Genomic DNA, 16,423 nt, shown 5'->3' on the forward strand with positions numbered 1-16,423 from the left:
ATTAAAAGGATTATATTATTCTTCTGCCGAATACAAGTAAGTAGAGACAATTACGGATAAAAATAGCCCGAATCATGCAGGGCATGATTCGGGCTTATATTCAGATTAGTAAGCTAAGCTGAATAGACCTTTAATGTGTGATAAGTAACGAACGTTACTTGCTTCTTTCATTAATGATGCTGGTAGGCCTTTAAGTGGAGTATTGCTTGCTCCGATTGTAGCAACAGCATCTTTACGTCCTAGACTAGCAAGTGTTCCAGAGTTAACAGGTGCGAACTCTTCGAATGCTTTGCCTTCTAGTGCTGCGTATAAGTTGTATCCAATTAACTCACCCATTTGCCAAGCGATCTGTGCAGTTGGTGGGTATGGACGTCCGTCTGGAGCGAAGACAACAGCGCTGTCTCCAGCAACGAATACGTCTTTGTGAGAAGTAGATTGTAGGTATGCATCAACTGTTGCACGACCACGGTTTACTTCAAGACCTGATTCACCGATTAATGGGTTACCTTGTACGCCGCCTGTCCAAACGAATGTGTTAGCAACAAGTTTTTGACCGTCTTTTAAGTCGATTTCATTGCCAGCAACGTTTGTTACAGGAAGACCAGTTAAGAATGTAACACCGCGTGCTTCTAAGCTAGTAGTTGCACGTTCGATTAAGTGGTCTGGTAATACTGGAAGAATTTTTGGACCTGCTTCAACAAGAAGAAGTTTAACTTCTTTTGGATTTACGCCGTGGCTTTTTGCAAGTTTAGGCATAATGTCAGCAAGCTCACCAACTAGCTCAACGCCAGTTAATCCGCCACCACCGATTACGATTGTAGCATCAGCTTCGTTTTTCGTTTTCGCGTATTCACGAATACGGTCTTCAACGTGTTTGTAGATTTTGTTTGCATCAGCAGCAGATTTTAATACCATGCTGTTTTCTTCTAGTCCTGGAATACCGAAGTAAGCAGTTTTACTTCCTAAAGCAACTACAAGTGCATCGTAAGATAAAGTAGTGCCACCAGCTAGTTTGATTTCTTTGCTATCAACAGAGAATGACTCAACTGTTGCAATTTTAAGATCGATGTCTTTACCTTTGAAAAGCTTTGTAAGTGGCATTGCAATTGCTTGCTCAGCAACGTTACCAGCTGCAAGGCGGTGTAGTTCAGTGATGATTTGGTGTGTTGGGTATTGGTTAATCACTGTAACTTGTGCTTCTGATTTGCTGTAGTATTTACGTACGTTTAAAGCGGCAAGAAGACCGCCATAACCAGCGCCTAAGATGACAATTTGTTTTGACATAGTATGATATCCCCCGTCTTTACTAATTGTTGTTATAATTTTAATTATTTATTGTTACGTTCTGCACTAATTTGAAGATATGCGTTCACAAAGCGGAACATTTTTTGTGCTTGTGGGTCTTTTAGTAATTTTAACAGACCGAATAGGCCGATAACTTCAGTGCTTTCGTCAGCACGATCTTTCGCTTCGATTGCAGTTGCAGCCATGCTTTTTACTGTATCTTTTACAGGTTCTACAAGCTCTGTGATTGCACCAACAGTGTCGCTTTTTAGTACTTCATCAGTAGCAACAGTTTGAGCGAAGTCATAAGATTTAGTTAAAATGTTAACAAGCTCAGTTAATTTTGGAAGCTGTTCTACTAGTGTAGTTAATGATTCTTGTACCTCAGGTTTTAACAACTGATCAAGTACATCAAGTTGTCCTTGGCTAGCAGAAATTTGTACAGTTTCTTGTTCTGGCTTTGTTTGAGTCATAGTTTCTGGCATCTCCAATTCTCCTTTACGATAGCAATACTCTTATTTTTTATAAGTAAGATAGTAAACGTTTACGAAACTTTATACAAAGTTTCACAAAACACAATAAAATGCCTTTAAATTTATGGCAGCAAATATGCTGAAATCATAAATCTAAAACCATAACGTCTTACCTATTATTTATGAACTGTCCAATACATGGCTTGTCCGCATAATGGAAAAGCTCCCTTATCGGAAAGTGTATATAATATATATCCTATATTATATACTATATACACCTATGTTAACATAAAAATGATTCCTAATTATTTGATATTAAACGTATAACCTAGTACTGACAAGGCGTGAAAGCGCATAAAATATTTTGTTTCAGCTCGAAATGTACATATATATAAAGAAAAAAAGGGAAAAATGAACAAATTACTGTTCTTTTTTTCCTTTTTCTTATTGTTCAGCCTCTGTAATGAGCATCGATGAGTTACCGCTTTTTTCAAGATGGCATTCGCCCCAAGTGCAAAGAGAATCAAGAATCGATTCTAATGAACATCCGTAGTCAGTAAGGGAATATTCTACTTTTGGTGGTACTTGGTTGTATATTTTTCTTTGAATAACCCCGTCTACTTCTAACTCGCGTAATTGCTGAGTTAACATTTTTTGCGTAATACCAGGCATTAAACGTTTTAGTTCACTCGTTCTCTTAGTCCCTTTCTGTAAGTGGCAAAGAATAACGACTTTCCATTTTCCACCGATGACCTCTAAAGTTGCCTCTACCGGAATATTGTATTTCTTCATATGAAAATCTCCTTTGATGAATATGGATTTCAATTTTTCAACGAAAGAAGCTAAATAATGTAAATGTTACTTTTTAGTGCCTATAGCACTTTAAAGTACGTACTTTTTATCATGTTGAATATGTTTCATAATAGCATACGTAAGAGGCAAATGAGTAGTACGGTACTAAAAAGTGCCTATGTTACTTTTTAGTGCCTATCGTACTTTAAAGTACGTTCTTTCAAAAAGGAATGAAACCATTCATAATAGCATTTGTAGAGAGTAAATATATTTTTTAGAAGATAAAAGGGCCTTTTTATCGCACTATTATGATTGGATTTCTTGTAATAAGGAGGAATTCAATTGAGTTCATATACAGTAGCTTCTTCAGCAACAGAGACGAATAGAAGGAGTATGTTCGCTTTGTTAGCACTAGCGATTAGTGCATTTGGAATAGGAACGACTGAATTTATAAGTATTGGTTTATTACCATCTATTTCGGAAGATTTACATGTTTCTGTTACAACAGCGGGTTTAACCGTTTCTTTATATGCGTTAGGGGTAGCGTTTGGTGCGCCAGTGTTAACGTCGTTAACAGCTAGTATGTCGCGAAAGACGTTATTAATGTGGATTATGATTATTTTCATTATCGGTAATGGAATTGCGGCTGTGGCAACAAGTTTCACTGTGTTACTTATCGCGAGGGTTGTATCTGCTTTCGCACACGGCGTTTTTATGTCAATCGGATCCACAATTGCAGCTGCACTTGTACCAGAGAATAAACGAGCTAGCGCAATTGCTTTTATGTTTACTGGTTTAACTGTGGCGACGATTACAGGTGTACCAATTGGAACTTTTATTGGTCAACAATTTGGCTGGAGAGCATCGTTTATGGTAATTGTGGTAATTGGAATCGTTGCCTTAATCTCAAACAGTATGCTAATTCCATCTAATTTAAAAAAGGGTACACGAGTATCATTTCGTGATCAATTTAAACTTATCACGAATGGAAGACTATTACTTGTTTTCATTATTACTGCATTAGGGTATGGCGGAACATTCGTAACATTTACGTATTTATCACCACTATTACAAGAAGTAACAGGATTTGAAGCAAGTACTGTTACTATCATTTTGTTAGTATACGGGATTGCAATTGCGATAGGGAATATGGTTGGTGGTAAGTTATCAAATCATAATCCAATTCGAGCATTATTTTATATGTTTTTCATTCAAGCGATTGTATTGTTCGTACTAACATTTACAGCACCATTTAAAGTAGCAGGGCTCATTACGATTATTTTCATGGGACTATTCGCATTTATGAATGTTCCTGGATTACAAGTATATGTCGTTATATTAGCTGAACGATTTGTGCCGAGTGCTGTCGATGTAGCATCAGCAATGAATATTGCCGCATTTAACGCAGGGATTGCTCTTGGTGCTTATTTGGGCGGTATTGTAACGAACTCGTTAGGTTTACTTCATACAGCTTGGGTAGGCGGCATCATGGTAGTAGGTGCTGTTATTTTAACAGCGTGGAGTATGGCATTAGAAAAAAGAGATCAAACAAAATAAAGGAGAGAAAATATAATGAAAAATTTACAACGTACAACAACATTGCATAACGGTGTAGGAATGCCTTGGTTCGGCTTAGGTGTATTTAAAGTAGAAGATGGACCAGAACTTGTAGAGGCTGTAAAGTCGGCGATTAAAGCTGGATACCGCAGCATCGATACAGCTGCAATTTATGGGAATGAAAAAGCTGTAGGTGAAGGAATCCGTGCAGGTATTGAAGCAACTGCTATTTCAAGAGAAGATTTATTTATCACTTCAAAAGTGTGGAATGCAGATCAAGGGTATGAAACGACACTTGCTGCATATGAAGAAAGCTTAAAAAAATTAGAACTAGATTATTTAGATCTATATCTTGTTCACTGGCCTGTAGAAGGAAAATATAAAGATACATGGAGAGCGCTAGAAACACTTTATAAAGAAAAGCGCGTACGTGCGATTGGTGTAAGTAACTTCCAAATCCATCACTTACAAGATGTAATGAAAGATGCGGAAATTAAGCCGATGATTAACCAAGTAGAATACCACCCTCGTTTAACACAAAAAGAATTACAAGCTTTCTGTAAAGAACAAGGTATTCAAATGGAAGCATGGTCACCACTTATGCAAGGTCAATTATTAGATAACGAAACATTACAAGCAATTGCTGAGAAACATGGTAAAACGACAGCGCAAGTTATTTTACGTTGGGATCTGCAAAATGGAGTAATCACAATTCCAAAATCAACGAAAGAACACCGCATTATTGCAAACGCTGATGTATTTAATTTTGAATTAACAAAAGAAGATATGGAAAAAATCGATGCGTTAAACGAAAATCACCGCGTTGGTCCAGATCCTGATAACTTTGATTTCTAAGTTTATAGTGGAGAGAGAAGAGTGCAAAGTGCAAACAGTTTGCACTCTTTTTTATTTTGTCTATGCATAAAAAACATTTCTTACTAAATAATAAAGAGTAGTAAATTTGTTATTTTATAAGGGGTTGTAGACATGAATATAAAACGATCGTTCAAGCTAATGGCAGCTTTTTTGAGTGTTTTATTTGTATTTGCGAACTTATTATTCCCACTTCAAAAGGCATCCGCAGAAGTTATGGATCACACGAAGTATGAAATGAATTGGAGTTATAGTAAGTCAAAGAAAAAACCGATTCGAACAGAGCTTATTAAAACAGCCGATGGCAAAATTGCTTTTTGCTTAAATGTAGATTTGAAATCGCCAAGCGGCCAAGACTTACCGGAAATGGGCAAAGTAGATATTAACGTGTATCGCGTACTATTAAACGGATATCCACAGAAGAGCCCGCAAGAATTAGGCGTTTCTGATTGGAGAGATGCACATTACGCAACGCAGCTTGCAGTGTGGAATGCGTTAAAACAAATTGATATTAATGATTTAGATTTCCGTAATAAAAATGTAGAAAAAGTCACGAAAGACATAGTTGAGAAAGCCAATGCTAGTGAAGAGTTACAAGAAATTACGATGAGTGTAACGCCTACAGAAGAACAAGTAGCTGTATTAAAAGATGAGTTTTTTGAAACAGGTTTATATACTGTACAAACAAACGCGAAAAGCGGAACATATAAAGTACAAGCAACAGGTGCACCAGAAGGCGTGAAGTTTGTAAATGAAAAAGGTGAAGCGAAAGCCGAATTTAATGTGGGAGAGAAATTCCGCATTTTAATTCCGAAACAAACGCCAGCGGGTGGATTTAGCTTTAAAGTATCAGGCAATTTGACGAAATTACAAGGAATTGCGCATAAAGGAACACCGACGATTCAAAATGCGGTTGTGTTACTTGAGCGTAGTGAAGAGAAAACAAGTCCGGAGTTAGCGGTAAGTTGGAAAAAAGCAAATGGTCATGATAATAAACCAAATAAACCTTATACACCAAATGAACCACATAAACCGAATCAATATAACAGATGATGAAAAAAACTCGTAAACACTATGTTTACGAGCTTTTTTATTACTCAGCTTCAGAAACTACTGTGAAGCGTTCGTTTACATGTTTTGGAGTTTCGATTTCATCAAGTGCTGCTACTGCGAAGTCTTCGTAACTTACGTAGCTATCGCCTTTTGAGTTAACAAGAAGATTGTCTTTACCAGCTGTATAAGAGCCAGTACGTTTTCCTAATGCGAATAGTGCAGAAGGGCTGATGAATGTCCAAGTGATATCGTTTGTTTGCTTTAGAATTTCTAAGTTTTTACCTTGGTTTTGAGCAGTTGCAAGGTATTCATTTGGGAATCCTGGTGTATCAAATACACGTGTTGTTTTCTCTTCGTCTACAAATAAGCTACCAGCGCCGCCGACTACAAGTAATTTCGTATTAGGTGCACCTTTCATAGCTTCAATTAGTACATTTCCTGCATCTACATGAAGATGTTCCTGTCCTGCTGGAGCACCGAATGCATTTACAACTACATCAAATGCCCCTAGGTCGTTAGATGTAAGAGAGAATACATCTTTCTCTAAAACTTTTACGTTTTCTTCTGTAATTTTTGCAGCGTTTCTTACGATTGCAGTTACTTCATGTCCACGATCTAATGCCTCTTTTAAAATACGACTTCCTGCTTTACCAGTTGCTCCGATAATTCCGATTTTCATAATGAATCCCTCCAAAGTGTTTTATTAAAGTGTATATCTGAAAGTAAATGAATGTATTGTAATTGGGTTTGTTACAACTTGTTGTAATCATTATAGTTACAGGTTGATATTTTTGTCAATGGGGTTGTTTGTGAATTTATTTTTTGTTTTAGTATGTGTAGTTGAGGAAACGTAAGTCATAAAAAACATAGTTGATCTACAAAACCCCTAGTATTTGGAAAAGGGAAAATTGTCGAAAAATGTTGATTTTTAAATATTTTTTAAATATAATTCGTTTTATGAATAAAAGGAGGGGGTTAATTGTATGAATATTTTAGAACAATTCGTTTCATCAACGAATACAATTCTTTGGTCGTATGTTCTTATTGCAATGTTAATTGGTTTAGGTCTTTATTTTTCTATTAAATTGAAATTCGTACAAATTACTCATTTAGGGGAAATGGTTCGACTAATGAGTGATGGGTTAACTGGTAAGACACGTAAAAAAGGAAGCGTATCATCATTCCAAGCTTTCTGTATGAGTTCAGCAGCTCGTATTGGGATCGGGAACTTAGCTGGCGTAGCGTTAGCTATTTCTATGGGAGGACCCGGAGCTGTATTTTGGATGTGGGTGATTGCGATTATCGGGGCGTCTTCAAGTTTCGTAGAAAGTACGCTTGCGCAAATTTATAAAATAAAAGATGGCAGTGGCTTCCGTGGTGGTCCTGCTTATTATATGGAAAAAGGTTTAAATAAACGTTGGATGGGGATTTGGTTCTCTATTCTAATCACAATTAGTTACGGTTTAATTTTCAACTCAGTACAAGCAAATACAGTTACATTAGCATTTGAAAATGCATTTGGTATTGAGCGTTATGTTGTTGGAATCGTATTAGCGGTATTAGTAGCGGTTATTATTTTTGGTGGCGTGAAAAGTATTGCGCGTATGTCAGAAATGATTGTTCCACCAATGGCACTTCTTTATATTGCAGTAGCTATTTTCGTTGTTATTAAAAATTATTATTTAATACCGGACATGTTTACAGAAATCTTTAAAGGTGCATTTGGTTTAGATTCAGCTGTAGGTGGCGGTATTGGTGCTGCGATGAAATATGGTATTCAGCGCGGATTATTTGCGAATGAAGCAGGTATGGGTAGTGCGCCAAACGCGGCAGCAACAGCGGATGTAACACATCCAGCGAAACAAGGGTTTATTCAAACAATTGGAGTTTTAGTAGATACATTCTTAGTATGTACATCAACAGCGTTTATCGTACTATGTTCTGGTGCATATAAGGCAACAAATTTAGAAGGTATTGAATTAACGCAAGTGGCGTTAAGTTCACAAATCGGTTCATGGGCAAGTAGCTTCTTAGCGATCATCATTTTCTTATTTGCTTTCAGTTCACTTCTAGGAAACTACTATTATGGTGAAACGAATATTGAATTCATTAAACAAAGTAAAACTTGGTTAACAATTTACCGTATTGCGGTAGTGGCAATGGTATTATTCGGTTCTGTCGCGACACTTAAAGTCGTATGGAGTATGGCAGACTTATTTATGGGGCTAATGGTAATTACAAACTTAATTGCGATTACGTTTCTTGGCCGATTTGCGTATGCTGCGTTGGCAGACTATGTAAGACAAAAGAAACAAGGGAAAGATCCAGTTTTCAGTGCAGATTCTATTCCTGGCTTAACGAACACAGAGTGTTGGGATAAGTCAGTGGTAGTGGATAAAGAAAAAGCTGTGTAATGAAAAAAGAGCATCGAGATGAATTCGATGCTCTTTTTTTGTTGTAATAAATGATGTGAAAAACACGCATGTAAGGAATTGTGACATGGTTATGTTAAAAAAACTTACATTTTTGTCGGAAATTCTTGATTGCTAAAAGTTTTTAGAATATAATTTTCTTATTGTAAGGAATAGGGGGCAATACAATTATGGATTTTTTAACTAATGTAATTGGGGATATAAATAATGTCCTTTGGTCATATATCATTATTGCGATGTTAATTGGGTTAGGACTTTACTTTTCATTTCGTGTGAAATTTGTCCAAATTCGTTACTTCGGTGAAATGATTCGCTTGCTTGGGGATGGGGCGAGTTCAAAGACAAGAAAAGCGCAAAAAGAAAAAAGTGGTGTATCATCATTCCAAGCATTTTGTATGAGTACAGCTTCTCGTGTAGGTACTGGTAACTTAGCTGGTGTAGCTATTGCAATTTCCATGGGAGGACCTGGAGCTGTATTTTGGATGTGGTTAATCGCGGTAATTGGGGGTGCTTCTGCATTTGTAGAGAGCACGTTAGCACAAATTTATAAAGTAAAAGATGGGAATACATTCCGTGGGGGCCCAGCGTATTATATGGAAAAGGGTTTAAAGAAACGCTGGTTAGGTATTATTTTCTCTGTTCTAATAACAGTTAGCTTCGGATTAATTTTTAATGCTGTACAATCAAATACTGTAGCGGCAGCCTTTGATGAGGCATTTAAAACAGATGGCAGACTTGTTGGTGTTGTTATGGCTGGTTTACTTGCAATCATTATTTTCGGCGGGGTTAAGCGAATTGCACGTGCAGTTGAAATGATTGTTCCAGTAATGGCAATTATATATGTAGCAGTTGCATTATTCGTTGTTGTAACAAACATTACGGCAATTCCGCATGTATTTAAAGAGATTTTCTTACATGCTTTCGGAATTAAAGAAGTAGTGGGTGGGGGATTAGGAGCTGCGATTTTACTAGGAGTAAAACGTGGATTATTCTCAAATGAAGCTGGTATGGGTAGTGCGCCGAACGCAGCAGCGACTGCAAACGTAACGCACCCAGTTAAACAAGGTTTCATTCAAACTTTAGGGGTATTTACAGATACATTATTAATTTGTAGTTGTACAGCATTCATCATTTTATTATCTGATGTACCTGGTGCAGCTGATTTAAATGGAATTCAATTAACGCAACAAGCGTTAAGTCAACACATTGGACCATGGGCATCTATATTTGTAGCAGTTGCAATCTTCTTATTTGCATTTAGTTCACTAGTAGGTAACTACTACTATGGTGAAACAAATATTGAATTCTTAAATGGAAGTAAAGTGTTACTAAATGTTTATCGAATTGCTGTACTTGGTATGGTTATGTTAGGTTCTGTAGCAACGATTCAAATCGTTTGGGACTTAGCAGATTTATTCATGGGTATTATGGCTGTTATTAACTTAGTTGCGATTGTATTCCTTTCTAAGTATGCTTTCGCGGCACTATCAGATTATGTGAAGCAAAAGAAACAAGGAAAAGATCCAGTCTTTTATGCGGAGTCTATTCCAGGATTGAACAATACAGAGTGTTGGGATAAGCCAGTAGCGGAGAAAGAAAAAGCGGTATAATGAGATGAGCATCAAGTGAAACTTGATGCTCATTTTTTTTATTACATAATGAAAAAGACGAACATTAATGAAGGTTTTATAATAAAATGTAATTTTTTAAAGGAAAGTGCAGATATGAGTTGTGATTTATGTTAGAATGGAAAATGCCTTTGAGACAAGAGGTTTTATGATCTTTTCCATCTAATCAATGGTTTTTGAGGAGAAGTGGAAAGTTCGGATTATTTCTTATTTCGAGTGGTCAGACGTTCAACGTTAATGAAGAGTTAAATGGAGGATTTTATTCATGAAGTTTGTTATGTTTCTTGTAGGATTACTCGTTGTATTCGCACTAGGTTTTCTTATAAGTTCTGATCGTAAGAAGATTAAGTATAAACCAATCGCAATCATGCTTGTTATTCAGCTAGCGTTAACGTATTTCTTATTAAATACGCCAATTGGCTATATTTTAGTAAAAGGAATTTCAGATGGATTTGGAGCACTTCTTGGATATGCGGAATCTGGAATCGTTTTCGTATTTGGTGGCCTTGTTAATAAAGGAGAGGTTTCATTCTTCTTAACAGCTTTATTACCAATCGTATTCTTTGCCGTTTTAATTGGAATTCTGCAACACTTTAAAATTTTACCGATATTTATTCGTGCTATTGGTACTTTGTTAAGTAAAGTAAATGGTTTAGGGAAATTAGAATCATATAATGCAGTAGCGGCTGCAATTGTTGGACAAGCAGAAGTATTTATTACAGTAAAAGATCAATTAAGTAAAATCCCAAAACATCGTTTATATACATTATGTGCATCTTCCATGTCGACAGTGTCGATGTCAATTGTTGGTTCTTATATGAAAATGATCGAACCGAAATATGTAGTAACAGCACTTGTATTAAATTTATTTAGTGGTTTCATTATCATTCATATTATTAATCCGTACGATATTACAGAAGAAGAAGATACACTGCAGTTAGAAAATAAGAAGAAACAATCATTCTTTGAAATGCTGAGCGAATATATTATGCTCGGTTTCACAATCGCGATAACAGTAGCAGCAATGTTACTTGGTTTCGTAGCATTAATTACAGCAATCAATAGCTTGTTTGATTCAGTGTTCGGTATTACATTCCAAGCTATTTTAGGATATATTTTCTCACCATTAGCATTCGTAATGGGAATTCCGCAATCAGAGATGGTAACAGCGGGACAAATTATGGCAACAAAATTAGTATCAAACGAGTTTGTTGCAATGCTTGATCTTGGGAAATTAGCTGGTGAGTTATCAGCTCGTACAGTCGGTATTCTTTCTGTATTCCTTGTATCATTTGCGAACTTCTCATCTATCGGAATTATCGCAGGTGCAACGAAAGGTATCGATGAAAACCAATCAAATGTTGTATCATCATTCGGTTTACGCCTTGTGTACGGTGCGACATTAGTAAGTCTTTTATCAGCGATTATCGTTGGTGTTATGTTATAAAGTGAAACTTTAATCAGTGGGGGTTTTCTTCATCCCCCACTGATTATTAGCCTTCACCAATCGGGCTTTTACGGGCAGTTGATTCCCCACCTAACTTCTTTGTTTTCGCTGAATTTTGAGGTGGGGTCTTACTGCCCGTTAATGCGGGATAAAAAGGATGGTCCTAGCTCCAAGCTAGGACTATTTTTTATGGTAAATTTTCATGAAAAAACCAATTAAGTAGGAATATATTAACATATAAAAATCTTTTAAAATTTATATTGCATTTCGGTTAGATAACGCTTACAATTTGATTTGTAGGTGGTATCAATTTCAGACTTTCGATTATGGTAGGAGAGAAGAAGCTACCTTTTATAAATTGCAATTTATGTAAACGCTTACTGATTTTAGATAACAGTGGAATAGTATTTAGGGGTTTTAAATTTTTTTAACATCAATGGTCAGACGTCATTCGTTATACGACCGATAACTCGTGGGAGAAGTGGAGGATTCACATATGAAAATAGTAATGTTTCTAGTCGGTTTACTTGTAGTGTTTGTACTAGGTTTCCTTATAAGTTCAGATCGTAAGAAAATTAAATATAAACCAATTGCACTTATGCTTGTTATTCAATTGGTACTTGCGTATTTCTTATTAAATACAAAGATCGGATTTGTATTAGTAAAAGGGATTGCAGATGGGTTTGGCGCTATTTTAAAATTTGCGGAAGCTGGGGTTAATTTCGTATTTGGTGGTTTAGCGAATGATGGACAAGCACCATTCTTCTTAACAGTATTATTACCAATTATTTTCTTAGCAGTATTAATCGGGATTCTGCAACATATTAAAATTTTACCGATTATCATTCGTGCAGTCGGTTTCGTATTAAGTAAAATTAACGGTTTAGGAAAACTAGAATCATATAATGCGGTAGCAGCTGCAATTGTTGGTCAAGGTGAAGTATTCATTACAGTAAAAGATCAATTAAGCAAATTACCGAAAAATCGTTTATACACACTATGTGCATCTTCAATGTCAACAGTATCGATGTCAATCGTCGGTTCTTATATGAAAATGATTGATCCAAAATATGTAGTAACAGCACTTGTACTAAACTTATTCAGTGGATTCATTATCGTTCATATCATTAATCCATATGATGTGAAAGAAGAAGACGATATTTTAGAATTACAAGAAGATAAGAAACAAACATTCTTTGAAATGTTAGGCGAATATATTATGCTTGGTTTCTCTATCGCTGTAACAGTAGCGGCGATGTTAATCGGTTTCGTAGCATTAATTACAGCAATTAACGGTGTATTCGATTCTATTTTCGGAATCACATTCCAAAGCATTTTAGGTTACATCTTCTCACCATTAGCATTCATAATGGGTATTCCAACATCAGAGATGCTAACAGCAGGACAAATTATGGCAACGAAATTAGTAACAAACGAATTTGTTGCGATGCTTGATTTAGGCAAAGTAGCTGGTGAGTTATCAACTCGTACAGTAGGTATTTTATCAATCTTCCTTGTATCATTTGCGAACTTCTCATCTATCGGAATTATCGCAGGTGCAACGAAGAGTATCGATGGCAAACAAGCAAATGTTGTATCATCATTCGGACTAAAACTTGTATACGGTGCAACGTTAGTAAGTATATTATCAGCGATTATCGTTGGGGTTATGCTTTAATAAATAAAGAAAAGCAATGAGCGCGGGCTCATTGCTTTTTTTTATTCAGCTGGAGGCGTAAATGTACGTTTCTCTAATTCAGCATCTAACATAAATAGCGCATTTGAATCGCTTGTAATACGTTTTAACTTTTGGATGATGCTATCGAATGAAGCTTCTTCTTCTACTTGCTCGTCAACGAACCATTTTAAAAATGTAATTGTTGCGTGTTCACGCTCATCCCAAGCGATATCAGATAAGTTGTAAATACGTTTCGTTACTTCACGCTCGTGCTCAAGTGCCACTTCAAAAGCGTTCAGTACAGATTCGTATTCGTTGTTAGGATTATCAAATCCAGTAATAATAGCGCGCTCGCCGCGGTCATTAATGTAGTTGTAAAGTTTCATTGCGTGGAAACGCTCTTCTTCAGCTTGTACAAGGAAAAAGTTAGCGAATCCATCATAGCTTTCTGCTGTACAGTAAGCAGCCATTGCCATATAAGCATGAGCGGAATAGAATTCAAAGTTCATTTGATCGTTTAGTGCGTCGTGCAATTTTTTAGATAACATAAAATCCCCCTTATATTGTGACAAGAATATTATACCATAATTGATAATATTCTCATTTGGATACCTCGAACCTTTTTGAAAGCTTTGTGACGTGTGTGTCCATAATGTCTTGCAGGTCTAAATCATATTTTTGCGAAAGAATAATAAGGTTAGATAGTACATCACCAAGTTCTTCTTTTAGTTCTTGTTTTAGCTCTTCTTCTGTTTTCGCGTCTTCATCAGGACGATCACGGCCGATTTCAATTGCGCGAACAACGCGTGAAACTTCCCCAACTTCCTCAGTTAAGAAATTTAAGCGAATAAAGGAGTTATGCTGTGACCAGCTTCGTTTTTCGTAAAATTCCTCAACCCATCTTTGAAATGCAACGATATCCATTTCTTTCTCATCCCCTCAATATGTTGTACAATATCAATTGTATCATGACAATATATAGTTTTGGGGTGTAGGAATGAGAAAGATTTGTGTGTTTGCAGGTTCAAATTTAGGGGAGAGACCAGAGTTTAAAGAGCAGGCAATCCAGCTAGGGAAAATGTTTGTTGAGAACGACTATGAGCTTGTATACGGTGGTTCATGCGTTGGATTAATGGGAGAAGTAGCGAATGAAGTTCTTCGTTTAGGCGGGCGTGTGACAGGGGTTATGCCGCGCGGTTTATTCCGAGGAGAAATTGTACATACAGGATTAACAGAACTAATTGAAGTAGAGACGATGCATGAGCGTAAAGCAAAAATGGCAGAGCTTGCAGATGCTTTCATTGCACTACCAGGCGGATATGGAACGTTTGAAGAATTATTTGAAGTTGTATGTTGGTCACAAATTGGTATACATAATAAGCCAGTTGGTTTATTAAACATTAAAGACTTTTACGGACCGATTTTACAAATGGTTGAACGTGCTGCGGATGAAGGGTTTATGAATCCATCAAATAAAGAGTTGATCGTTTCAGCTGAGACGGCAGATGAATTAATTCATGAAATCCAAAATTATGAGCGTCCTGTTTTGGGAACAAAGTGGAAGCAACTATCATAATACAATTTTATAGAGATTTGCGGAAACACATGTCGTTTTAATTGAAAATGGCATGTGTTTTTAATTTGGTTAAATATGTTAATGTTGAGATGTAATGTTTTTTTGAAAAGGAGAAATAGATGGAGGAGTTTGTATATTTACGACCTGTTTTTAAAAGTATTTTAGCTGCAACTATTCTTGTTTTGCTAATTGTTTTAAGACAGAAGAAAGAGTTAATTAATGAGTTTTCGCTTTGGTTTATTTCGATATTATGTATCGGTGTTTCGGCGATAACACTGTTTATGTCTGGGTTTATTGTTGATGAGTATAATCTCGGTGGAGATGGACAATCATTTTGTATGTTTATAGCGATTGGCTGTATTAGCGGTTTGAATTTCATTATTTATTATAGACGGCATTAAAAATAAGGCATTCCGTATTACTTTGGAATGCCTTTATCATTTTGATTACTTTGTTTTTTATACAGGTACCAGCCACCCCAGCCGCCACCAACTGCTACAACAACGAGGAAAGCATAGTCTTTAACCTCGACACGTATATTGAAAATAGTAGCTATAAGTAAGACAATCCCAACTGTTATTAACGCAAAAAATGCTCTAATTAAGTAGTCTTTCAACTGAACCACTCCCGTCATTTAAGTAGTAAATGATGAATTTGGAAAAGCTTTTTGGATCTAATTACTAAAGGGTGTTTCCTATATTTTAACATAAAAGGGATTGTAATATATTGATAAAAGTAGGGGAGAGGGACGCTATTATTGTCGTTATTTGTTGGTAAATCGATATTCTTTGTCGAATCGTTGATATATTGCGAGTTGTGATCGATATATTTGAAAAATCGTTGATATAATTTCATGTACCGTCATACGGGAACAACCAATAGAAAAAAGCGACTCTGTGTGAGCCGCTTCCGCTTTTAAATATTATCTAGCTTCAGCGGCTAGAATCTCCGGTCATTTCGCTCTCTCGCTCGAAGCAAAAAGCGCTTCAAGGTCGAGAGCTCCAATGCCCTGCGATTCTGAACGAGCCGCTTCCGCATTTAAGTCTATTATTGATTCAAGAACGCACGTAGCATCCAAGCGTGTTTTTCTAGTTCTGTGTAGATGCCTAGTAGTAGGTCAGATGTCATTTCGTCATCAGAATTTTGAGCGATTTCCATGCCTTTTTTCAGTTCGCCTAGCATCATTTCGTAGTCTTTCATGATTGCTTCGACCATCCCTTCTGCAGTTTCTCCGTAAGCTGCTTCTTGAATAGAAGATAGTTCTAAGTATTCTTTCATTGTTCCTACTGGTTTACCGCCAATTGCTAAAATACGTTCTGCAATTTCATCGATGTGAGTAGCTGATTCTGTGTAAAGTTCTTCGAATTTCTCGTGTAATGTGAAGAATTGAGGTCCTTTTACATACCAGTGGAAGTTGTGTAGTTTTGTGAATAAAACGCTCCAGTCTGCTACTTGTTTGTTTAATACTTCGATTACTTGTTTATTCATTATGATCAATCTCCCTTTGAGTTGTTATGTTATATCGATTACTAATTTATAATTATTATAATCTAGTAATATGTATAAATCAACCCTTTTGCTGGAATTAATTTGAACAAATTATGAACTGTTGTAAACAAAAATCCCTATT

At 36.2% G+C, this 16,423-nt stretch carries 17 protein-coding genes; 9 read left to right on the forward strand and 8 right to left on the reverse strand.

Features of this window, described 5'->3' with window-relative positions; genetic code table 11:
• Positions 1-105: 105 nt before the first annotated feature.
• From COI75_RS09430 to COI75_RS09440, 3 genes are all read right to left on the reverse strand, one after another.
• On the reverse strand, positions 106-1,284 hold the full coding sequence (locus COI75_RS09430) for an NAD(P)/FAD-dependent oxidoreductase (protein WP_000043194.1): 1,179 nt from the start codon (positions 1,282-1,284) through the stop codon (positions 106-108).
• 44 nt (positions 1,285-1,328) lie between these two features.
• A complete protein-coding gene (locus COI75_RS09435) occupies positions 1,329-1,769 on the reverse strand; it encodes a DUF1641 domain-containing protein (RefSeq protein WP_001115310.1) in 441 nt (146 codons plus the stop codon).
• Positions 1,770-2,201: 432 nt separating this feature from the next.
• On the reverse strand, positions 2,202-2,549 hold the full coding sequence (locus COI75_RS09440) for a winged helix-turn-helix transcriptional regulator (RefSeq protein ID WP_000760466.1): 348 nt from the start codon (positions 2,547-2,549) through the stop codon (positions 2,202-2,204).
• A 393-nt stretch (positions 2,550-2,942) separates the two neighbouring features.
• On the opposite strand from COI75_RS09440, the gene COI75_RS09445 reads away from it, so the two are divergent.
• The 3 genes from COI75_RS09445 to COI75_RS09455 all read left to right on the forward strand — a co-directional run bounded on the left by COI75_RS09445 (position 2,943) and on the right by COI75_RS09455 (position 6,032).
• Positions 2,943-4,106, forward strand: coding sequence for an MFS transporter (locus tag COI75_RS09445; protein WP_176535578.1), 1,164 nt, complete (start codon positions 2,943-2,945; stop codon positions 4,104-4,106).
• 15 nt (positions 4,107-4,121) lie between these two features.
• Positions 4,122-4,961 (forward strand): aldo/keto reductase, encoded by an 840-nt coding sequence (locus tag COI75_RS09450; protein ID WP_000793524.1) that lies wholly within the window; start codon positions 4,122-4,124, stop codon positions 4,959-4,961.
• Positions 4,962-5,093: 132 nt separating this feature from the next.
• On the forward strand, positions 5,094-6,032 hold the full coding sequence (locus tag COI75_RS09455; RefSeq protein WP_001022615.1) for a thioester domain-containing protein: 939 nt from the start codon (positions 5,094-5,096) through the stop codon (positions 6,030-6,032).
• 40 nt (positions 6,033-6,072) lie between these two features.
• Here COI75_RS09455 and COI75_RS09460 read toward each other — a convergent pair whose 3' ends face one another.
• Positions 6,073-6,711: an NAD(P)-dependent oxidoreductase gene (locus tag COI75_RS09460; protein WP_000689889.1), complete on the reverse strand. Its 639-nt coding sequence runs from the start codon at positions 6,709-6,711 to the stop codon at positions 6,073-6,075.
• Positions 6,712-7,015: 304 nt separating this feature from the next.
• Here COI75_RS09460 and COI75_RS09465 point away from each other — a divergent pair, with 304 nt between their 5' ends.
• The 4 genes from COI75_RS09465 to COI75_RS09480 all read left to right on the forward strand — a co-directional run bounded on the left by COI75_RS09465 (position 7,016) and on the right by COI75_RS09480 (position 13,217).
• A complete protein-coding gene (locus COI75_RS09465; RefSeq protein WP_001022957.1) occupies positions 7,016-8,446 on the forward strand; it encodes an alanine/glycine:cation symporter family protein in 1,431 nt (476 codons plus the stop codon).
• Positions 8,447-8,634: 188 nt separating this feature from the next.
• On the forward strand, positions 8,635-10,074 hold the full coding sequence (locus tag COI75_RS09470; RefSeq protein WP_000346987.1) for an alanine/glycine:cation symporter family protein: 1,440 nt from the start codon (positions 8,635-8,637) through the stop codon (positions 10,072-10,074).
• Between the two features lie 283 nt (positions 10,075-10,357).
• The gene (locus COI75_RS09475) at positions 10,358-11,539 is read left to right on the forward strand and encodes a NupC/NupG family nucleoside CNT transporter (RefSeq protein ID WP_000673836.1); all 1,182 of its coding nucleotides are present in this window, start codon (positions 10,358-10,360) and stop codon (positions 11,537-11,539) included.
• A gap of 496 nt (positions 11,540-12,035) precedes the next feature.
• Entirely contained in the window at positions 12,036-13,217 is a 1,182-nt protein-coding gene (locus tag COI75_RS09480; protein WP_000706844.1) for a NupC/NupG family nucleoside CNT transporter, read from the forward strand.
• A gap of 41 nt (positions 13,218-13,258) precedes the next feature.
• On the opposite strand, the gene COI75_RS09485 is transcribed toward COI75_RS09480, so the two are convergent.
• Together COI75_RS09485 and COI75_RS09490 are read right to left on the reverse strand one after the other, a co-directional pair.
• Positions 13,259-13,765, reverse strand: coding sequence for a ferritin (locus COI75_RS09485; RefSeq protein ID WP_000949392.1), 507 nt, complete (start codon positions 13,763-13,765; stop codon positions 13,259-13,261).
• Between the two features lie 52 nt (positions 13,766-13,817).
• Positions 13,818-14,141: a MazG nucleotide pyrophosphohydrolase domain-containing protein gene (locus COI75_RS09490; RefSeq protein WP_000355740.1), complete on the reverse strand. Its 324-nt coding sequence runs from the start codon at positions 14,139-14,141 to the stop codon at positions 13,818-13,820.
• A gap of 88 nt (positions 14,142-14,229) precedes the next feature.
• Between COI75_RS09490 and COI75_RS09495 the strand changes: the two genes are divergently transcribed.
• Entirely contained in the window at positions 14,230-14,793 is a 564-nt protein-coding gene (locus COI75_RS09495; protein ID WP_002095161.1) for a TIGR00730 family Rossman fold protein, read from the forward strand.
• A gap of 119 nt (positions 14,794-14,912) precedes the next feature.
• Positions 14,913-15,194, forward strand: coding sequence for a hypothetical protein (locus COI75_RS09500; protein ID WP_000390922.1), 282 nt, complete (start codon positions 14,913-14,915; stop codon positions 15,192-15,194).
• 17 nt (positions 15,195-15,211) lie between these two features.
• Here the strand turns inward: COI75_RS09500 and COI75_RS09505 are convergent, their stop codons facing one another.
• Positions 15,212-15,409 (reverse strand): hypothetical protein, encoded by a 198-nt coding sequence (locus COI75_RS09505; RefSeq protein WP_000656336.1) that lies wholly within the window; start codon positions 15,407-15,409, stop codon positions 15,212-15,214.
• A gap of 431 nt (positions 15,410-15,840) precedes the next feature.
• Positions 15,841-16,281, reverse strand: coding sequence for a Dps family protein (locus tag COI75_RS09510; protein WP_001041899.1), 441 nt, complete (start codon positions 16,279-16,281; stop codon positions 15,841-15,843).
• Positions 16,282-16,423: the final 142 nt, after the last annotated feature.

Source organism: Bacillus cereus (assembly GCF_002564555.1).
In the GTDB taxonomy this organism is placed as follows: Bacteria; Bacillota; Bacilli; order Bacillales; family Bacillaceae_G; genus Bacillus_A; species Bacillus_A cereus_K.

Coding starts and splice junctions, on each gene's coding strand:
- COI75_RS09510 (WP_001041899.1), bottom strand. CDS start 16,281: ATGAATAAACAAGTAATCGAAGTATTAAACAAACAAGTAGCAGACTGG.
- COI75_RS09440 (WP_000760466.1), bottom strand. CDS start 2,549: ATGAAGAAATACAATATTCCGGTAGAGGCAACTTTAGAGGTCATCGGT.
- COI75_RS09480 (WP_000706844.1), top strand. CDS start 12,036: ATGAAAATAGTAATGTTTCTAGTCGGTTTACTTGTAGTGTTTGTACTA.
- COI75_RS09430 (WP_000043194.1), bottom strand. CDS start 1,284: ATGTCAAAACAAATTGTCATCTTAGGCGCTGGTTATGGCGGTCTTCTT.
- COI75_RS09490 (WP_000355740.1), bottom strand. CDS start 14,141: ATGGATATCGTTGCATTTCAAAGATGGGTTGAGGAATTTTACGAAAAA.
- COI75_RS09500 (WP_000390922.1), top strand. CDS start 14,913: ATGGAGGAGTTTGTATATTTACGACCTGTTTTTAAAAGTATTTTAGCT.
- COI75_RS09475 (WP_000673836.1), top strand. CDS start 10,358: ATGAAGTTTGTTATGTTTCTTGTAGGATTACTCGTTGTATTCGCACTA.
- COI75_RS09465 (WP_001022957.1), top strand. CDS start 7,016: ATGAATATTTTAGAACAATTCGTTTCATCAACGAATACAATTCTTTGG.
- COI75_RS09445 (WP_176535578.1), top strand. CDS start 2,943: ATGTTCGCTTTGTTAGCACTAGCGATTAGTGCATTTGGAATAGGAACG.
- COI75_RS09455 (WP_001022615.1), top strand. CDS start 5,094: ATGAATATAAAACGATCGTTCAAGCTAATGGCAGCTTTTTTGAGTGTT.
- COI75_RS09485 (WP_000949392.1), bottom strand. CDS start 13,765: ATGTTATCTAAAAAATTGCACGACGCACTAAACGATCAAATGAACTTT.
- COI75_RS09470 (WP_000346987.1), top strand. CDS start 8,635: ATGGATTTTTTAACTAATGTAATTGGGGATATAAATAATGTCCTTTGG.
- COI75_RS09435 (WP_001115310.1), bottom strand. CDS start 1,769: ATGCCAGAAACTATGACTCAAACAAAGCCAGAACAAGAAACTGTACAA.
- COI75_RS09450 (WP_000793524.1), top strand. CDS start 4,122: ATGAAAAATTTACAACGTACAACAACATTGCATAACGGTGTAGGAATG.
- COI75_RS09460 (WP_000689889.1), bottom strand. CDS start 6,711: ATGAAAATCGGAATTATCGGAGCAACTGGTAAAGCAGGAAGTCGTATT.